Below are 16,636 nucleotides of genomic sequence, written 5' to 3'. Positions count from 1 at the left end.
AGGCTCAATCCATGACTGAAGTTTCGCAGATGAAGGACGCGTCGGGCACCACGGCCGACGCGTCCTTCGCTGAAATTACCCAGCGCCGCAGGGGCAGGATCCGGCGCTACTTCTACAAGCGCCCACGGGCCATGGATGCCGTGGTGATCCTTTGCTACCTTCTGTTGGCGTTGCCCACCATCATTACCTCGATCATCGATGGCAAGTGGCTCGTGGTGGCAATCCTGCTGTTGATCGCCATCGCGTTGATTTTCAGGCGGCAATTCCCGCTTCAGGTGGTGCTCGCCGTCGCGCTTCTGGAAATCGCGGCCACCATCCTGAACCCGTGGGGCTCGAACGTTTCTGCGGGTCTTTGGTTTGCGCTCTATGCCGTGGCGTCCCTGAGGAAGCGTGCGCTGACGCTGGTGGTTTTCGCCGCCGCCAGCCTGCCCCTGAGTCTTCTCTACTTGTTCATGTGGACGAGCCCCAGCCAGATGGACAACTTGCAGGACGTCCCGGAGAACTTCCACCTCATCAACAACATCGCCACTGCGGCATCCATCATGCTGTCCAACCTCCTGGCTACTGGCATCGGCATCTCGGTACGGCAGCGCAGGGAGCATGAAGCGGAGATCGCGGCGTGGGCCGCGAGGACCACCCAGCTCGGCAAGGTCACCGAGCGCAACAGGATCGCCCGCGAAATGCACGACGTCGTGGCCCACTCGCTGACAGTCATGATCAGCCTCTCAGACGGGGCCGCCGTGGTGGTCAAGAAGGATCCGGATCGAGCCGGTGAGGTCCTCGGCGAACTGTCACGCACCGGAAGGGCCGCACTGGCCGATATGCGCAGGGTCCTCGGGGTTCTGCGGGATGACTCCGGGCGACCGGCACCGCTGACGCCCCTTGAATCCGGTCAGAACCTGGCGAAACTCCTGGACGGTTTCCGCACCGCCGGACTGCCGCTGCACTACGCCCATTCGGGGCCGGGCCTCCCGGCCGACCCCGCTTTTGAACTGACCGTCTACAGGATCGTGCAGGAGTCGCTGACCAACGTCCTGCGGTACGGTCGGTCGCTGAGCCGGGTTGACGTGCACGTGGCCCGCGACGGCGATTTGGTCACCATTGACGTGCTCGACGACGGCCGCGGAACCCGCGAGGGCAGCAGCGAATCCGTGGGCAGCCTTGGGACCGGACAAGGCATTGCGGGAATGAATGAACGTGCCGGAATCTATGCTGGAATCGTTACTGCCGGTCCGGGAAAAAGGGGAGGCTGGGCAGTCCATGCCGAGCTCCGCTGGAACGGCGAAAAGGGGGAATCATGACCGAAGACAACATCAAAGTGCTGCTGGTGGACGATCAGCCACTGCTGCGGATGGGCTTCCGACTCATTCTTGAAGGCCAAGAGGACTTCCACGTTGTGGGCGAGGCTTCCGATGGGATTGAGGCCGTGCGCCAGGTTGAGGCCCTGCAACCGGACGTAGTGCTGATGGACGTACGCATGCCCGGCATGGACGGCATTGAAGCCACGCGTAGGATCTCGGATTCAGGCTCCGATGCACGGGTCATCATCCTGACCACGTTCGACCTTGATGAGTACGCCTTCACCGGACTACAAGCCGGGGCCTCCGCATTCCTGCTCAAGGATGTTGCTCCCTCTGAGCTGGTCCACGCGGTGCGCCTGGTTGCCAGTGGCGATGCTGTGGTGGCGCCACGTGTTACGCAACGGCTGCTGGAAACTTACGTTCGCGGGGGCGTCGTGCCCGGTCACGCGCCGAGTCCGCATCGGGACCCGCTCCTGGATGAACTCACACCGCGGGAAACGGAAATCCTCACCACCATCGCGGAGGGCCTCTCCAACGCTGAGATCGCCCACAAGTTCTTCCTATCCGAGGCCACGGTGAAGACCCACGTCCGCCGAATCCTGAGCAAGCTGCAGCTCCGGGACCGGGTGCAGGTTGTGGTTTACGCCTACGAAACCGGACTCGTGGTGCCGAGCAACCCGGACTACTGACACTCAGTCTGCCCTCGAAATAGCTTGCTGCCACGTTTGCTGCGCGTCCGGAGATACATGAACCGCAAGCACCATACGAATCCGATGGGGAGGTTCACAGAGCCCTTTCCCTTCTTCGGCTGAAGGACAGGGAACTGGTCATGTTGATTGTCTGGGACGGATTCGGAGTCGCTGAGGCAGGGGCGATCCTGGGACTCTCTGCAACTGCGTCGAGGACCCGCTACTCGCGCGCGCGAAAGCAGTTGAAGGACACTCTGGAACGTAATCCTGAGGCAAAGGAGTAGCTACCCAGGCGGACATGACGTGCGTTATATACATTCATAAATGCATTTAACGCTCATTGAGGCTTGGTTCTGTGTTACCTTCGTCACTCAAGCGCCGCTTCGGCTCCCCACACCGAGAGTTCCCGGCGTGCCGTTCGCATCTGTCAGTTAACGGAGACAAGACATGGAATCTTCTACACCCCTGAAGCTGGACCATCCATCCGCCGCCCTTCCGGCCCCGGTGGAAACCGGCCTGCGCCGGTCAATGGGGCCGCGGCACTTGATCATGATCGCGATGGGAGGTGTCATCGGTTCAGGCCTGTTCCTGAGTTCCGGTTACACCATCTCCCAGGCAGGTCCCCTCGGTGCCGTCATTGCCTATCTGGTGGGAGCCTTCGTGGTCTACCTGGTGATGGCCTGCCTCGGAGAGTTGGCCATTGCTTACCCGGTCTCCGGCGCCTTTCACATCTACGCTTCCCGTTCCATCGGTCCGGCTACAGGCTTCGCCACCGCTTGGCTTTACTGGCTCTGCTGGGCCGTGGCAATCGGATCTGAGTTCACAGCCTCAGGATTGCTCATGCAGCGGTGGTTCCCGGATATTGAGGTCTGGGTGTGGTGCCTCGTCTTCGCCGCCATGCTGTTTGGGTTCAACGCCTTTTCCTCCAAGTTCTTTGGAGAATCCGAATTCTGGTTCTCAATCGTAAAGGTGGGGGCCATCATTGCCCTGATCGTCTTCGGCGGGGCTGCCCTGTTCGGCTTCCACCCACTGTCGGAGTCCAACAACCATCCGTTCCTCTTGGAGAACTTCAACACTTCGGGTGGTCTCTTCCCCAACGGCTTTACCGGCGTCCTGGTTACTGCGCTGGCTGTCTTCTATGCCTTTTCCGGCTCGGAGCTCATTGGCGTAGCGGCTGGGGAAACCAAGGATCCGGCCAAGAACATCCCCAAAGCCATGCGCAGCACAGTCATCCGCCTTCTGATCTTCTTTGTGGGTGCCATTGCAGTCATCGCGGCTACTGTGCCCTTCGACCAGGTGGGGCTGGACGAGAGCCCCTTCGTCACGGTCTTTTCCTCCGTAGGTATCCCCTTCGCGGCGGACATCATGAACTTCGTCATCATTACCGCGCTTTTGTCCGCCGGGAACAGCGGCCTGTTCTCCTGCGCACGCATGCTCTATTCGCTGGCAGATGAAGGGCATGCCCCCAGAGCGCTCAAGCGCCTGACCCGGCGTGGAATACCCCTTATTGCCCTTTCCGTCAGCATGGTGGGTGGGCTGGCATCGCTGGTCAGCAGTGTGGCTGCACCAGAGACCGTCTACCTTGCCCTTGTTTCCATCGCAGGCTTCGCCGTTGTGGGCGTATGGATGTCCATTACCGCATCCCATTTCTTCCACCGCAGGGCTTTCGTCCGCAATGGTGGGCGCGTGGCGGACCTGGCTTACAAGGCGCCTCTTTTTCCCTTGGTGCCTATCTTGGCCTTTGCGCTCTGCCTGGTGTCCCTGGTGGGTATAGCTTTTGACCCTTCCCAGATTGCCGCCCTGTACTTCGGTGTTCCCTTCGTGGCCGCCTGCTACCTGTTCTTCCACTTCCGGTATGGCCGGAAGTCCAGGGCAAAGCGTCCTGCTTGATCTGACCCTTGCACCAAGCTTCGCGGCCGGCCGAATTGTCGGTCGCGAAGCCTGTTTTGCCAGCAAGCCGCAATGACCGTGCGCTAACGCCCGCGTGTGAGAATTGCGTGAACGGCTTGATGGAAGGAGCAGTTTTCGTGGATGTGTCTCCAGAAGCGTCGTCATTGGCGCAGGGCCTTCGTCTTGTTCGCTTGGTAACGGACCGCGAGAAGCAGGGCCGCCAACTCCTGGGAGTGTCGCAGTTGGCGGCAGAGCTGGACATGGAGCAAAGCCGGGTGTCCCGGTTGGCTCAGGAGCTGTGTGACCTGGGTCTGCTCGAACGCGTTGACCGCGGTCCCTTTCGGACAGGACCGCGGTTCTTCAGTCTCGCTGCCGCCCTCAATGCCGGTTGGGTTCATCAGTCACGTGCTGAGCTGGAGGAGCTGGTGTCTGCTCTCGATTTGAGGTCCCGACTCTCGGTGCGCGACGGCGTCAGGGTTCTCTTGTTGCGTTCGTCCACTAATAACTCGGTGCTGGGTGGGTTCGCCAAGCCCGGCATGGTCACCCCGGTATGGTGCACGGGTTCGGGGCGGGCATTGCTGTGGGATCACTCAGTCACTGAGTTGGAGTCCCTGCTCGCCGAGGTCAATTTCATCGGCGTCGGCGGCCCGGCCGCAGCGCATTCTGCAGCGGAGGTCGCAGGACTCATGGAACGCGACCGGACCCAGGGTTTTGTGCTGGCCGCCGAAGAGTTTGAACACGGAGTATGGGAGTTGGCTGTCCCTGTCCGCGAAGGCGGAGGACGAATTGCGGCTGCCCTCAGCGTTCTGGGTAGCCGGTCAAGCCTTGAGGCGGCCGCCCCCGAGATTGCTGCGGTTCTTCAGTCCGCTTCAACGCGGCTGGGTGCCGGGGCGGAGCTCGCTGTCCAAGGTTGAATGAGGAACGACCTGCGTCCGCCCACCTGGACCTCAAGCCAATCACGCCATGAGCCGAGTGCTATGGCGAACGCCTCCCGCTGGGGTCCGATGCGTGACTTGGGCCCAACGACCTGCAGCGCCGCTGCGACTTCCCCCTTGAAGTCCCTGATCGGGGCGGCCAGTGAGTAGAGCCCGGGCTCGGCCTCCTCATCGACTATTGAGTAGCCACGGGTGCGCGCTTCGTTGAGCCGTTTCAGGAAGTCGTGGACGGACACCGGCGTATTGGGCCCGTGTTTGACGAACTCCACGCCATCAAAGATCTTCCGTATCTCATCTTCTTCGGCATCCCAAAGGAGTGCTTGGCCGGCGTCACTGCAGTAGGCGGGGTAGGGGCGGCCAAGCCACGAACCCACCAGATTGGCACTGTCCGGAACTTGCTCGCCGATGGTGACCGTACTGTTTCCGCTGAGCACGCCCAGAAAGCAGGCCTCGTTGGTTTCGGAAGCCAGGCCTTCCAAGGCAGTGAGGCCGTCAGTCTTCAGCCGCTGCTCAGTTACCAATTGGGCGTCTGTCAGGATGGACCAGTCCAAGCTGTATTCACGCTGCCCGGTACGCCTGAGGAAGCCTTCCTGCTGTGCACCTTTAAGGCTCCGCGACACTTGACTACGGTCCTTGTCCAGGCGGGCTGCGATGTCAGCCACCGTGCCGCCGTCGAATCCCTCGGCATGACGTGCCCCCACTGCAAGGAGGGCCATCATTCCACGGCCCATGCTGGAGGTCTTTGACATGGATCGATTCTAGCCACCCGGCTGGGGCACGCGTGTATGGGATGGAAGTTCTAGTGGATGGAGAAGACGCGAGCCGGGAAGCCACTTCCCTCGAGCGGCTTTGCCCACGTTGCGATCAGGGCGGCCCCCGCCTCAGGAACGTGATCCAGGTTGGCCATCAGTTCGATCTGCCATTTGTCCTGGGCGAGGACGTAGGTTTCCAAGCTGAAGTCCTTGCGGGAGGTAGCCATGCCAGGGTCGGTGTCAGTTTGTTCGTGGCCGACGGCGGTGACTTGGCACTTTTCGATCAGGTACTCCAGGACGTCCCGAGACCACCCGGGAGTATGGCTTATTCCGGCGTCGTCGACGTTCGCCATTGCTGCTGTGTCAGGCCAGCGGCGGCTCCATCCAGTGCGCAGGGCCACGAATGCACCTGCCGGGATTTTCCCGTGACGCGATTCCCATTGGAGGACATCGTCCACACTGGGCGTGGCATCCGGGTCGGCCAGGACCCGGTTGCTGATGTCCAGGACAACCAATGGCAACACCATTTCCTCGACGGGAAGCTGATCGAGCGTCCGCCCGCCACGGACAAAATGCGACGGCGGATCCACGTGGGTGCCCCACTGGCCCACTATTGAATACTTGTGGGCAGTGAAACCATCACCCTTCTCCAGATCGAAGAGGGTTTCCCTGGCCTCGTCCGGGAATGCCGGAAAGCGGGGCTGGCCCGGATGAAAGGCATGGGTCAGGTCGGTGAAAGTTCTGTTGAGGAGAAGTGGGGCCAAGTCCTGCCATAGGGGGGAGCTCATGATGCCAGCCTCGTTTCGACCTGAGCGGCGCTGCTGGAGACACTGAGTGGTCCCGAGACTTCGATAACGGGAACTTCCCACGGGTGGATGTCGACTATCCGTTGAACGAGTGCTTGGACAGCGGACTGATCCAGGGCGTCGTCAAAGTAGGTGGTGAACACGAACGTGGGTGAGATTGTTCGCTGGCCTATGGTGCCCAGCGTGGGGTTGGCGCCCTCGGCCACGGTGAAGCCTTCGAAGCCTGCGGAAGACTCGAAGACATGGTGATAGTTACCGAAGCCGCCGAGTTCCGGAGTGGCTTGCAGTTCCTCGAGCAGGGATGTGATGCCCGCATCCGCGTTCAATGCCTGGAGGTTGCCCCCCGCCAGTTGCGTCATTGTCTCCACGGGAATGGGCCAATGGATGCGAAGCTTGCGCACCGCTTTGAGTTCAATGTTCATGGGGGACCCTTCCGTCAGTATGTCTTCGAGATATCGTGCCACGACGTGACGAGCATTACAAGCATATGAAAATGTTTATACTGCACATCATGCCCCTATCTTCACAGCCGCGGCACAGTTTCCCCATGTACAACCCATAGGCGCGGCGCGTTTCATGGATGCATGACAACTCCTCACCCCGACCACGATCGTGGCCTTGAATTCGACCTCTCCACGCTCTTGAGCCGGCGTCGCAGCTTGGGGGTGCTCCTCGGTGCCGGAACGGCAGCAGCCCTGGCGGCCTGTACGCCGGGTACGGGAGGCGGCAGCGCATCGCCGTCGAGCGCTGCCACAGCTACCGCCACCGTTACTGAAGGCGCGACGGCGGCCGCGTCGCCAACCGCTACGAGCACCGTGACCCGTGCCTTCGCAGAATGCGGAGTGGAGATCCCGGAGGAGACTCTTGGGCCCTACCCGGGCGACGGTTCCAATGGCCCCAACGTGCTGGAGGCGTCCGGGGTGGTCCGTCGGGACATCAGGTCCAGCTTTGGAACTTCCAGCACAAAGGCCGAGGGCGTGCCGCTGACAGTGACCCTGACGCTCCTGGACAACGCGAACGGTTGCGCTCCTTTGGCCGGTGCCGCCGTGTACGCCTGGCACTGCGACAAAGACGGGAAGTACTCGCTTTACGATTCAGGCATTGAGAATGAGAACTACCTTCGCGGCGTCCAGGAAGCCGACGCCAACGGGCAACTCACCTTCAGTACTATTTACCCCGGTGCCTACAACGGCCGTTGGCCTCATATTCACTTCGAGGTATTTGAGTCCATGAGCAACACCTCGGCCGCCGGACAGGTGCTCGCCGTCTCGCAGATAGCGCTCACTGAGACTGCCTGTAAGGAGGTTTACGCAACTTCCGGTTATGAGTCCAGCGCCCGAAACTTCCCGAACACTACCCTGACCTCGGACAACGTCTTTGGTGACGATGGAGGCATATACCAGCTGGCGACTATGTCCGGTTCCGTGGCGGGTGGTTACACGGCCGCGCTGAACGTCACCGTTTAGGCCGTTCAGCTGCGAAAGCAGGGCTAGACTCGGGGGCATGCCTTCGAATGCCAGCGCAGCAGTTGACCACATCAAGGACCTGGGCGAGTACGTTTCGGCGTCTCCGTCGAGCTTCCACGCGGTGCATGAGGCTGCGCGGCGGCTGGACGCCGCAGGCTTCACCGCGTTGGATGAATTACAGCTCTGGGACGGCGGAGCAGGCAAGTTCTACATCATCCGTGACGGGGCGCTCATCGCTTGGGTGACCTCCGAAAGCGCCGGCCCCACTACTGGTTTCAACATCCTCGGTGCACACACAGATTCGCCTTCGTTCAAACTCAAGCCGAAGCCGACCACCGGAAAATTCGGCTGGCTGCAGGCCGGGGTGGAGGTCTATGGCGGGCCTTTGCTTAACTCCTGGCTGGACCGTGAATTGCAGCTGGCAGGCCGATTGGTGCTTCGTGACGGCACTCAGCACCTGACCGCGACGGGTCCACTCCTTCGCTTCCCGCAGCTTGCCATTCATTTGGACCGCGGCGTCAACGACAACGGGCTCCACCTGTCCAAGCAACAGCATATGAACCCTATCTTCGGCCAGGGCGACCCCGCCGGAGAGGACCTCTTGGGACTGCTCGCCTCACGTGTGGAAGGCATCACCGTTGATGCTGCGGACATCGGTGGTTACGACGTCGTAGTGGCGGACACGCAGGCGCCGGCAGTTTTCGGGGCCAAGGGTGAGTTCTTCGCTTCAGGCCGCTTGGACAACCTTTCATCCACGCACGCGGGCCTGGTGGCGCTGATAGCGCATGCGTCCTCTGTACCGACAACGGGTCCCATCGCGGTCCTGGCGGCGTTCGATCATGAGGAGATCGGCTCCAACTCGCGCTCCGGTGCCTGTGGACCCATCCTCGAGGACGTTTTGGTGCGCATCTCCGACGGCCTGGGTGCGTCGGTGAGTCAAAGGCGGCAGGCCATGGCGGCGTCGTTCTGTGTTTCTGCGGACGCCGGCCACGCCGTCCACCCGAACTATGTGGAGAAGCACGATCCCGCGAACAGGCCGGTGCTGAACGGGGGCCCGCTGCTCAAAATCAATGCCAACCAGCGTTACGCGACCGACGCTACGGGTGCGGCTTTGTGGGCCCGTCTCTGCGATGAGTCCGGCGTTCCGTATCAAGAGTACGTTTCCAACAACGATCTCCCGTGTGGTTCCACCATCGGGCCCCTGACTGCTACCCGCCTCGGCATCCGAACGGTGGACGTGGGTATCCCGCTGCTGTCCATGCACTCTGCGCGGGAGCTGTGCGGAGTGGAGGACGCGAAGAGTCTGGCGACTGTAGCTGAGCAGTTCTTCCGGGCAGCGGTATAGGCGCAAGCCTAAAGCAGTCATTTCAGGGGTATTACAAAAGTTTCTTATAGGAAACTTTGGATTCCTCCAGGTTTACATTTTGTGCGCCCATCTCTTTTCATCACACGCAATTTGTTCAGCTGCACAGGATGCGCGCCGGTGTAGGAGGTTAACGTGAATTAGTCATGTGGCCCGTGGCACACCACTGCGGCCAACCTCAAAAACCTCAAAGGACGGCGCCGATCCATGCACGCTGACCAACAGCTTTCAAAGTCCCTAAAACCCAGACACTTGTCCATGATCGCCATCGCCGGCGTCATCGGGGCAGGCCTGTTCGTTGGGTCCGGGGCCGCTATCCAGCAGGCGGGACCGGGCATCCTGGTGGCCTACCTTGCTGCCGGCCTCGTGGTCATCCTCGTCATGCGCATGCTTGGTGAAATGGCTGCAGCCAACCCTGAGACCGGTTCGTTCTCCACCTATGCCGACAAGGCGTTGGGCCGTTGGGCCGGATTCAGCATTGGCTGGCTCTACGCCTGGTTCTGGATCATCGTGCTCGGCATCGAAGCCACTGCCGGTGCGGCCATCATGCATCGCTGGGTGCCGGGCGTTGACCAATGGGTCTGGGCGCTCATTCTCATGGTGCTCCTCACGCTGACCAACCTCGGCTCGGTGAAGTCCTACGGCGAGTTCGAATTCTGGTTCGCGTCCATCAAGGTAGCGGCAATCGTCATCTTCCTGCTGGCCGGAATCGTCGCCATCCTCGGCTTCATGCCGGGCGTCTCAGCGCCGGGCGTAGCCAATCTGCTGGAGCAGGGCGGCTTCATGCCCAACGGTCCCGGCGCAGTCCTAGCGGGCATCCTCGTGGTGGTTTTCTCCTTCTTCGGCGCGGAGATCGCAACCATTGCTGCCGGCGAATCCGAGAACCCGGTGGACGCCGTCAAGAAGGCCGTGAAGTCCACTGTGTGGCGCATCCTAATCTTCTACATCGGCTCCATTGCCATCGTGGTGACCTTGCTGCCCTGGAATGACGCCTCCGTCGCCAAGAGCCCGTACGTTGCTGTCATCGAGCTCTACGGAATCCCGGGTGCCGGCACCATCATGGACATTGTTGTCCTCACGTCGGTGCTCTCCTGCCTGAACTCGGGCCTGTACACCGCCAGCCGCATGCTGTTCTCGCTCTCGCAGCGCGGCGACGCTCCCAAGTCCTGGATGAAGATCTCCAAGCGTGGCGTGCCTGCCGCGGCTGTGCTCGCTTCCACCGTGGTTGGATTCCTCACCGTCGGAGCGAACTACATTGCCCCGAACTCGGTGTTCCTGTTCCTCGTGAACACGTCAGGTGCCATCGCGTTGTTCGTCTGGCTGGTCATCGCGACCTCGCAGCTCATCCTGCGCAGGCGAATGGGCGCGGCAGCCAAGGATCTCGACCTCAAGATGTGGTTCTTCCCGTACCTCACGTGGATTGCGATTGGCGCCATCGTGGCACTCATCATCGGTATGGTCATCATCGAATCCACCCGTGAATCGCTGTTCCTATCGCTGGCCCTGGCTGCCGTTGTGGTGGGCATCGGCGTGCTTCGCTACCGCAATAAGGGCAACACGCCCGCCACTCCGGTGCTTGGCGGGGAAGCCGAGCGCGCCAAGATCGGTTCCTGACCGCCGTCGCCTTTTCTGCAACAGGACAGCCGCCGTCAATGCTCGACGGCGGCTGTCCCGTTTCGCTTTATTGTTCGGCTTGGTCGTTGCGTTTCTTGTCGGCCTGCAGAATGCCGTCACGGACGCCCGCACGGATCACAAAGTACAAGAAATAGAGGGCGATCGCGGAGAAGACAACCGTCAGGACCAGGGCGTTCAGGGGTGTGGCATCCATGGCCCCAACCCTAGTGGGACTCTATCCCGGCAACAGGAATCCACGGATTGCCGTTCTTCGTGTTAGTGTTTTTGACGCTGTCAAGGAGAATAACGAAACACGTTCTCCTGATCACCTTGCGCGGGTGGCGGAATGGCAGACGCGCTAGCTTGAGGTGCTAGTCCTCGAAAGGGGGTGGGGGTTCAAGTCCCCCTCCGCGCACACGAATAAACGGGAGAGCCGCCTGCGATGCAGGGGGCTCTCCCGTTTCACGAGGTGGACACTCCGCGCGGCGCGCCACCCGTAGGACATCCAGCTTCCCGGCGTGAGCGTCCTCCCGACTACAGGTTCACTGCCCGGGTGCCGGTGCCCAGGTGGCTGTAAACGCACCCCACATCAGCGGGGAATGCGCGTTGGACCCGGTAGCCGCCCAGCGCTCGGCCTGGTCGCGCTGCCACGCGGCCAACGCCAAGATAGGCTCCGGCTGCTCTTGAGCGTGATCAATCGCCGAGACGGTCGAAGCGAAGACCGGCTCGTCAATGCCCGCCACTGCGGAAAGGCCATCGTCTGTGGGCAGGGTCCAGCGGGTCGCCGTGACGTGCTCGGCACCGTGTCTGACCATGGCTGAAACAAGGCCCACCGGTTCGGCGAACCGCTGGTCGCCACCGGACTCGCATGCGATGAGCGCGACCCGCGCAGGCATCCGCCACGGCCCCTCGTCGTTGGACCCAAATGCCAGGTCGGAGGCGGCCAGCGGGCGATGCGCGCCGATGGGCTCGGCACGTCCCGGTATGTCAGCGCCGTCTGACAGGTGCAGCCGCACGTCGAGGCCGTGCCGGGCGCTCGACACGTGGCCGACGTACAACAGCCGATCCGCATCTTCCAGCAGACCCCGGAGGCGACCACGGCCGATCGACCCGCCTATGGCCGGGTCGGCGCCACGACGCCGCTCACCGAGCCGCCGAACCAACTCCGCCACCGGGGAGTCTGCCCCCTCGCGGAGGACCCGGCCGAGCATGCCCCCGGGTACCTTTGGGTCGAGTACAGCGACCACGACGCCAGCGGGGTCGTATGCCGAGACTTTCCGTCCGATTGCGTTGCGCACGCCCGCCGGCGGCAGCATCGACACGTCTGCTTCATGCACCATCCGGCGCCCCTCGTCCACGAGGAGCGCCTCCCACGGCACCCGGCCAAGCGACGGGGAGACCTGGACCCGAAGGTGGGGGCGGAGGCCGCGCTCGAGCAGGTGGTTGACCTCGGCGGCGAGTGCGAACGGGATCAGCGTCTGTGCCAGCTTGGAAGACAGTGCAGCTTCCCGCTCAGGATCGCCGAGCGGGCCGGCGAAGGCGCGCTGCAGGGCACTCCGTACATCCTCACCCCCTGCCGGCGATGGAACAGCGTCATCGAGCTCATCGAGCGCCGGCTGCACAAGCTCCCGTGGCATGGCGATAGCCCGTGGTTGGCTTGGGGCGTGCTCCCAGCGCCAGGTGAGGTAGAGGCTGCCGGCGTCGACGAACTTCAGCTGCACGCGCGGCTGCCCCTCAAAATCGGCACGCACCACGCTGAGGTCTGGCTGTGGTTCCCGGTTTCTTTCCATCGCACTCACCACGCGTCGATCACGTCGTCCGAACGGATCCGGAGCCGGTAACGCCTTTCGGCCTCCGCGATCCAGAGGTGGAACTCAGCACTCCCATCGGGTAGCCCACGCAGCCGCGGTGGGAGGCTGAGTTCGAGGTCAGCCGGCTCTGCGGGCGGTGTGGCGTTGAGAGCTGCTCCGGAGCCCGCAGCGAGTGCGAAGTCCGGGCCGAACGGTGACTGCGCCTGTGCGAGCAGAGGAAGGCTCTTCTGATCCGCCGTCGTGCCGCCGGCTTCAAGAGTCGACGATGACGCTGCGAACTCGATTAGTTCGATTGCGAGCCGGGTGTGCTGCATCGCTGTGATGATCTGCAACGCAATGGAGAGCGCAACCGACGCAACTTCCGTCACCCAGCGCTCCCGGACGGGACCTGGCGCGAATTTCGCGCGCATCGCGTCGGTTGCCAGAGCCGCCGGCAGGGCCAGATTCAGTGCGACGTCAAGACGGCGCTGCTTCTCGGATGCACGGATCGCAGCGGAGGCTGCCGCATAGGCGATTCCCGCCCGGCGCACATCGATGCGTGCGAGCTCATGCATTGACCCCTGTGCCTCACAAAGAGTGCGGGCCTGAAGGTAGGACTTGTCGCTGTCATAGAAGCGCATCCCTCCCGCGTGGATGTCGCCGAGCAGCAGATGAGTCTCGATCTGGGCCGCGATGGCGCCCTGCGCTATGAAATTGCTGAGTGCTTGCCGAGCGAGTCTACGTGCCGGGATGAGCTTCCCGTGGGCAAGAAGCACGGCGGCGCGTCCTACTAGGCATCCCGCGGCCCGCCGCGGGTCGCCTCCGCGCTGATACCCGTCTGCGGCAGCGGCAAAGTGCTCTTCGGCCGCAGCAATATCCCCTTGTTCGAGCAGCATCCTGGCGAGATTCTCGTCGGCCTGTGCTGCGGACGCCGGTTCCGTCGCTTGCAGTTCCCTCGCCAGCCGCATCTGATCGCGCGCCAGGGCTCGATCGCCTGTCCGGTGCGCGAGAGCGGCCAGCCCCGCGTACCCGAAAGACGCCACCCGGGGCTCGTGGGTGAGGGCTACCTCGATTGCGCGCCTAAACTCCGCATCAGCTTCCTGGAAGTGTTCCATGGACATCAGCGCGTTGGCGCGGGTGATGTGCAGCCCGAATCTCAGCAGCGCGGGGGTCTCTTCGTCGAAGGCCGACTCCGCTGCGGCGAGGTCTTCGCAGCCGCCGGCGTGGTCTCCGCGAAGTGCCTTGGTCTGGGCACGGTTGATCAGACAGCCGATCCGCACGTCCACCGCGCGGCGCTCGGAGCCCAGCTCGGCCTCGGCCCTTTTGCACAGTTCGATTGCCTCTGTCGCCAGTGCGATCGATTTCTCCAGATCCGCCTTCGCCTCGGAGACTGCGGCCAGATTGGAGAGTGCGCGGGCACGGATGTCCAAGCCGGCGGCGTCCACATCATCCATGAGGGTCGCTTCGAGGATCCGGTGCGCTGCCGGTTCAGATGCCGTGGCGCCCCCGGATGCGTATGCCGCGGTCATCTCGGCGAATATCGCGTCAAGATGCTGCCAGCGTTCGGAGCCGCCGCCCGGCCCGCGCAGTCCGAGTGGCTCGTAGACGCTCATGCGAGCACCGCAGCTTCGCGCTCGGCCACGGTGGTGACCGCGCTGCCCCCGCTACCTTCGCCGCCTTCGCCTGCCTCGGTGAGTGCCCGGGCCAGTGCCCTCCGTGCTGCGTCGATGAGCGCCGCTGAGTCAACCCTCCAGCCATCGCCGTAGCCCGGCGAGGCGATGGTGAGCTTGCGCTCCTCGGGGCGCGTAAGCAGGATGCCCGCCGGTACCATCGCCCGGCCGGAGAAGCTTGCCGCATTGGGCACGAGTTCGAGTGAGACACCGGCGAAATTGGCCGCGAGCGGTTGCGGCGCACTTTCCGATCCGCGTCCTGGAGCCCGCTCGACCGCCACTTCGAGAACGGTCGATCCCCCGATGAGGTGGATGCTCCAGCGTGCTTCCGCGGCCGCATCGGCCGTTCCTGGCGTCACGCGCGAGAGGTCCAGTGGAGCGGAGCCGGCCGCGATCGGCCGTGTCGAGTCCGTCCCGACGTCGGCGGCCTTCGTCGCACCCGCGGCGAGGGCGAATTCGCCCTGCGCGCCCTCGGATGCCTCAGCGCGAATCGGATCGAGGCTGATACCCCGGTCATCCGCACTCGATCGGATACGTTCGATGAGTCCCGGGACTACGCTTGGCAGCGATGGCGGCACCTCATTCTCGAGATACTCCGCGGCGCGCAAGCCCTTCCGCAGTTCGTCGTCAAGCCCGTCGGAGTCGTCCAGCAGATGTTCGAGCTCCACCACCTCGGCCGCCTCCTGCAGATGCAGCAGCCTTGTATCCAGAGCCGGTATGGCAGCACGGTGGGATGCCGGCCACCACGACCGCGCCCACCGACAGCGGGCCACCACTCTGGCCGACTCGAGCGCCGCACCCGGCACGGCCGCGAACGGACTCGAATCAGCTGCGAGCAGCGCCGTGGTTACCTCCACCCCGTAGATCTGCCACGCCCATTCCGCGGCGAGAACCGGATCCCACACGATCGCTGCAGGGAGCGCTTCGCCAGTGGCGACATCCCAGACGAGGACGGCGCCGGCTGCCTCCAGGATGGCGCTGAACTCCGGCCGCGTTGCCGGGGTGCCCAGCACGAGCCCATCGTCCGTTCTGGTCACGCGCACTGTCATGCGGTCGCCTCCAAAATATTGAGGGCGATAGCGGCTTTCACACGACTTCGGCGATCGAGGATCACCGAGCGCATGGCGCCGTCAATCAGCCGCCAAGCCTCGTCTCCGACCACTGGCTCGGCTCGCAGCTCACGTCCGTGCAGGCGTGCCCAAAGCCGTCGTATGACGGCCTCCCGGACGTGCGCGGTCTCAGTCGCGGGCTTAGCCAGTCTCAGCGCCCGATGCACGAATGGCTCGCGACGCCAGCGCGCGAGCAGACGCTCGCCCGCGTCCGTCCGTGCTTCCCACGCTGCTTCAGCGTCGTCCTCCGGTGCCAGAAGGCATGTGGCGAGGGAAGCTGCGAGGAGCAGCACCCGGCTCGACTCCTCGGCCAGCTGCCAGCCTCCGGCCGATCGTTGGATCTCCGCTGCCAGAAGATCCTTCACATCAGCGCCGCTGTACGCGATCGCGGCATACGAAGCGAACAGGCGCTCCAGAATGGATCGGTCGAAGGGCGGCGGCAGCGCGGACTTCGATGCCGAGACGCCTGGTTCCGGCGGCTCCGGGAGGTCCAGATCGGTCAGGCCGAGGCGGCGCGCCCTGCCTTCGTACATCAGTGGCACGGCACTCGCCGATCCGGCCTCGGAGTTCACGAGTGTCCGGAATTCGTCAGCGGCACCGTGCTGTTGTGCACAGACATCGAGGAAGCGGATCACCCGATCCCGAGGGACGGCAGGCACCGGGCACTTGGTCGCGTCCCAAGCCCGTTCGACCGCGCGGCGCACCTCGCGGGCGACGCGTGGATCGGAGAGATGGGCGCGCAGATCGGCGAACGCCAGCCGCGAGCCGTCGTGGATCCCGGCCAAGGTGTGTGCGGCAACGCCGTCGGCATCCACACCTGGTCTGCCGTGGAGGCGCGCGAGTTCGTACGCCCGCTGGAAATAGAGTTCTTGCGGGTTCCCCTCCGTGATACCCGCTCGACGCCGCTCTCTCTTCAACAGCAGGAACCATGACGCGGCTGCGGCCAGGTCCTGCCCGGCGGCACTGATAGCCGCCCGCAACCCTGCAGCGGCCTCATGGGAGAGCAGCGCAGGTGCCAGGTGCGGGTTCAGTGTTGGGCGTAGTACCAGTGGATCGATCACCAGCTTTACGGTGCGGGCCAGTGGTAACCCCGTGCGCCCGGTGAACGGTTCGACGCCCGCGAGCTCGGACCATGCGTCGGCGATAGCGAGGGTTCTCGGCACGCCGATTCCCGGGTGCCGGGAGGTTGACGCGACTATGCTCACGCTCACCACTGTATCGGCACACCGAAACCTGTGATCGGGAGGCAGA

At 63.3% G+C, this 16,636-nt stretch carries 16 protein-coding genes and 1 tRNA gene; 9 read left to right on the top strand and 8 right to left on the bottom strand.

Annotation, left to right across the window (positions count from 1 at the left end; translation table 11 throughout):
• Positions 1-11 precede the first annotated feature (11 nt).
• From ACNAOT_RS22760 to ACNAOT_RS22740, 5 genes are all read left to right on the top strand, one after another.
• Entirely contained in the window at positions 12-1,301 is a 1,290-nt protein-coding gene (locus tag ACNAOT_RS22760; protein ID WP_420179515.1) for a sensor histidine kinase, read from the top strand.
• Positions 1,298-1,990 (top strand): response regulator, encoded by a 693-nt coding sequence (locus ACNAOT_RS22755; RefSeq protein ID WP_091464196.1) that lies wholly within the window; start codon positions 1,298-1,300, stop codon positions 1,988-1,990. Before ACNAOT_RS22760 ends, ACNAOT_RS22755 begins: the two co-directional genes overlap by 4 nt.
• Before the next feature lie 140 nt (positions 1,991-2,130).
• On the top strand, positions 2,131-2,274 hold the full coding sequence (locus ACNAOT_RS22750; RefSeq protein ID WP_420179514.1) for a sigma factor-like helix-turn-helix DNA-binding protein: 144 nt from the start codon (positions 2,131-2,133) through the stop codon (positions 2,272-2,274).
• A gap of 163 nt (positions 2,275-2,437) precedes the next feature.
• Positions 2,438-3,880 (top strand): amino acid permease, encoded by a 1,443-nt coding sequence (locus ACNAOT_RS22745; protein WP_420179513.1) that lies wholly within the window; start codon positions 2,438-2,440, stop codon positions 3,878-3,880.
• Between the two features lie 137 nt (positions 3,881-4,017).
• Positions 4,018-4,794: an IclR family transcriptional regulator gene (locus ACNAOT_RS22740; RefSeq protein WP_420179512.1), complete on the top strand. Its 777-nt coding sequence runs from the start codon at positions 4,018-4,020 to the stop codon at positions 4,792-4,794.
• Here ACNAOT_RS22740 and ACNAOT_RS22735 read toward each other — a convergent pair.
• The 3 genes from ACNAOT_RS22735 to ACNAOT_RS22725 are packed head-to-tail and all read right to left on the bottom strand — an operon-like array spanning position 4,740 to position 6,795.
• On the bottom strand, positions 4,740-5,564 hold the full coding sequence (locus ACNAOT_RS22735) for an IclR family transcriptional regulator (protein ID WP_420179511.1): 825 nt from the start codon (positions 5,562-5,564) through the stop codon (positions 4,740-4,742). The two genes, ACNAOT_RS22740 and ACNAOT_RS22735, sit on opposite strands and share 55 nt — an antisense overlap.
• A 50-nt stretch (positions 5,565-5,614) precedes the next feature.
• On the bottom strand, positions 5,615-6,355 hold the full coding sequence (locus ACNAOT_RS22730) for a cyclase family protein (protein ID WP_420179510.1): 741 nt from the start codon (positions 6,353-6,355) through the stop codon (positions 5,615-5,617).
• Positions 6,352-6,795, bottom strand: a complete 444-nt coding sequence (locus ACNAOT_RS22725; RefSeq protein ID WP_420179509.1) for a hypothetical protein — start codon at positions 6,793-6,795, stop codon at positions 6,352-6,354. Before ACNAOT_RS22725 ends, ACNAOT_RS22730 begins: the two co-directional genes overlap by 4 nt.
• 162 nt (positions 6,796-6,957) lie before the next feature.
• Between ACNAOT_RS22725 and ACNAOT_RS22720 the strand changes: the two genes are divergently transcribed.
• The 3 genes from ACNAOT_RS22720 (at position 6,958) to ACNAOT_RS22710 (ending at position 10,816) form a co-directional block, all read left to right on the top strand.
• The gene (locus ACNAOT_RS22720; RefSeq protein WP_420179508.1) at positions 6,958-7,839 is read left to right on the top strand and encodes an intradiol ring-cleavage dioxygenase; all 882 of its coding nucleotides are present in this window, start codon (positions 6,958-6,960) and stop codon (positions 7,837-7,839) included.
• 37 nt (positions 7,840-7,876) lie between these two features.
• Positions 7,877-9,184, top strand: a complete 1,308-nt coding sequence (locus ACNAOT_RS22715; protein ID WP_420179507.1) for a M18 family aminopeptidase — start codon at positions 7,877-7,879, stop codon at positions 9,182-9,184.
• Positions 9,185-9,409: 225 nt separating this feature from the next.
• Positions 9,410-10,816: an amino acid permease gene (locus ACNAOT_RS22710; RefSeq protein ID WP_017197270.1), complete on the top strand. Its 1,407-nt coding sequence runs from the start codon at positions 9,410-9,412 to the stop codon at positions 10,814-10,816.
• A gap of 67 nt (positions 10,817-10,883) precedes the next feature.
• Here the strand turns inward: ACNAOT_RS22710 and ACNAOT_RS22705 are convergent, their stop codons facing one another.
• Positions 10,884-11,030, bottom strand: coding sequence for a hypothetical protein (locus ACNAOT_RS22705; RefSeq protein ID WP_179017997.1), 147 nt, complete (start codon positions 11,028-11,030; stop codon positions 10,884-10,886).
• Between the two features lie 118 nt (positions 11,031-11,148).
• On the opposite strand from ACNAOT_RS22705, the gene ACNAOT_RS22700 reads away from it, so the two are divergent.
• Positions 11,149-11,231 (top strand) — tRNA-Leu (locus tag ACNAOT_RS22700).
• Between the two features lie 127 nt (positions 11,232-11,358).
• On the opposite strand, the gene ACNAOT_RS22695 is transcribed toward ACNAOT_RS22700, so the two are convergent.
• The 4 genes from ACNAOT_RS22695 to ACNAOT_RS22680 are packed head-to-tail and all read right to left on the bottom strand — an operon-like array spanning position 11,359 to position 16,590.
• On the bottom strand, positions 11,359-12,606 hold the full coding sequence (locus ACNAOT_RS22695; RefSeq protein ID WP_420179506.1) for a CHAT domain-containing protein: 1,248 nt from the start codon (positions 12,604-12,606) through the stop codon (positions 11,359-11,361).
• A 5-nt stretch (positions 12,607-12,611) separates the two neighbouring features.
• Positions 12,612-14,219 carry a hypothetical protein gene (locus ACNAOT_RS22690; RefSeq protein WP_420179505.1) on the bottom strand — a complete coding sequence of 536 codons (1,608 nt, stop codon included), beginning with the start codon at positions 14,217-14,219 and terminating at the stop codon, positions 12,612-12,614.
• Positions 14,216-15,325 carry a hypothetical protein gene (locus ACNAOT_RS22685; RefSeq protein ID WP_420179504.1) on the bottom strand — a complete coding sequence of 370 codons (1,110 nt, stop codon included), beginning with the start codon at positions 15,323-15,325 and terminating at the stop codon, positions 14,216-14,218. The genes ACNAOT_RS22690 and ACNAOT_RS22685 overlap by 4 nt, the downstream gene beginning before the upstream one ends.
• Complete coding sequence (locus tag ACNAOT_RS22680; RefSeq protein WP_420179503.1) at positions 15,322-16,590, bottom strand: hypothetical protein; 1,269 nt, start codon at positions 16,588-16,590, stop codon at positions 15,322-15,324. Before ACNAOT_RS22680 ends, ACNAOT_RS22685 begins: the two co-directional genes overlap by 4 nt.
• Positions 16,591-16,636: the final 46 nt, after the last annotated feature.

Origin of the sequence: Paenarthrobacter sp. TA1.8, from assembly GCF_048595705.1 — a bacterium.
Classification (GTDB): Bacteria; Actinomycetota; Actinomycetes; order Actinomycetales; family Micrococcaceae; genus Arthrobacter; species Arthrobacter nitroguajacolicus.
The sequence above is the reverse complement of the archived record's forward strand: the minus strand, read 5'-3'. Positions and strand labels throughout refer to the sequence as shown.

Coding starts and splice junctions, on each gene's coding strand:
- ACNAOT_RS22690 (WP_420179505.1), bottom strand. CDS start 14,219: ATGAGCGTCTACGAGCCACTCGGACTGCGCGGGCCGGGCGGCGGCTCC.
- ACNAOT_RS22715 (WP_420179507.1), top strand. CDS start 7,877: ATGCCTTCGAATGCCAGCGCAGCAGTTGACCACATCAAGGACCTGGGC.
- ACNAOT_RS22720 (WP_420179508.1), top strand. CDS start 6,958: ATGACAACTCCTCACCCCGACCACGATCGTGGCCTTGAATTCGACCTC.
- ACNAOT_RS22725 (WP_420179509.1), bottom strand. CDS start 6,795: ATGAACATTGAACTCAAAGCGGTGCGCAAGCTTCGCATCCATTGGCCC.
- ACNAOT_RS22745 (WP_420179513.1), top strand. CDS start 2,438: ATGGAATCTTCTACACCCCTGAAGCTGGACCATCCATCCGCCGCCCTT.
- ACNAOT_RS22695 (WP_420179506.1), bottom strand. CDS start 12,606: ATGGAAAGAAACCGGGAACCACAGCCAGACCTCAGCGTGGTGCGTGCC.
- ACNAOT_RS22760 (WP_420179515.1), top strand. CDS start 12: ATGACTGAAGTTTCGCAGATGAAGGACGCGTCGGGCACCACGGCCGAC.
- ACNAOT_RS22710 (WP_017197270.1), top strand. CDS start 9,410: ATGCACGCTGACCAACAGCTTTCAAAGTCCCTAAAACCCAGACACTTG.
- ACNAOT_RS22750 (WP_420179514.1), top strand. CDS start 2,131: ATGTTGATTGTCTGGGACGGATTCGGAGTCGCTGAGGCAGGGGCGATC.
- ACNAOT_RS22735 (WP_420179511.1), bottom strand. CDS start 5,564: ATGTCAAAGACCTCCAGCATGGGCCGTGGAATGATGGCCCTCCTTGCA.
- ACNAOT_RS22685 (WP_420179504.1), bottom strand. CDS start 15,325: ATGACAGTGCGCGTGACCAGAACGGACGATGGGCTCGTGCTGGGCACC.
- ACNAOT_RS22755 (WP_091464196.1), top strand. CDS start 1,298: ATGACCGAAGACAACATCAAAGTGCTGCTGGTGGACGATCAGCCACTG.
- ACNAOT_RS22730 (WP_420179510.1), bottom strand. CDS start 6,355: ATGAGCTCCCCCCTATGGCAGGACTTGGCCCCACTTCTCCTCAACAGA.
- ACNAOT_RS22705 (WP_179017997.1), bottom strand. CDS start 11,030: ATGGATGCCACACCCCTGAACGCCCTGGTCCTGACGGTTGTCTTCTCC.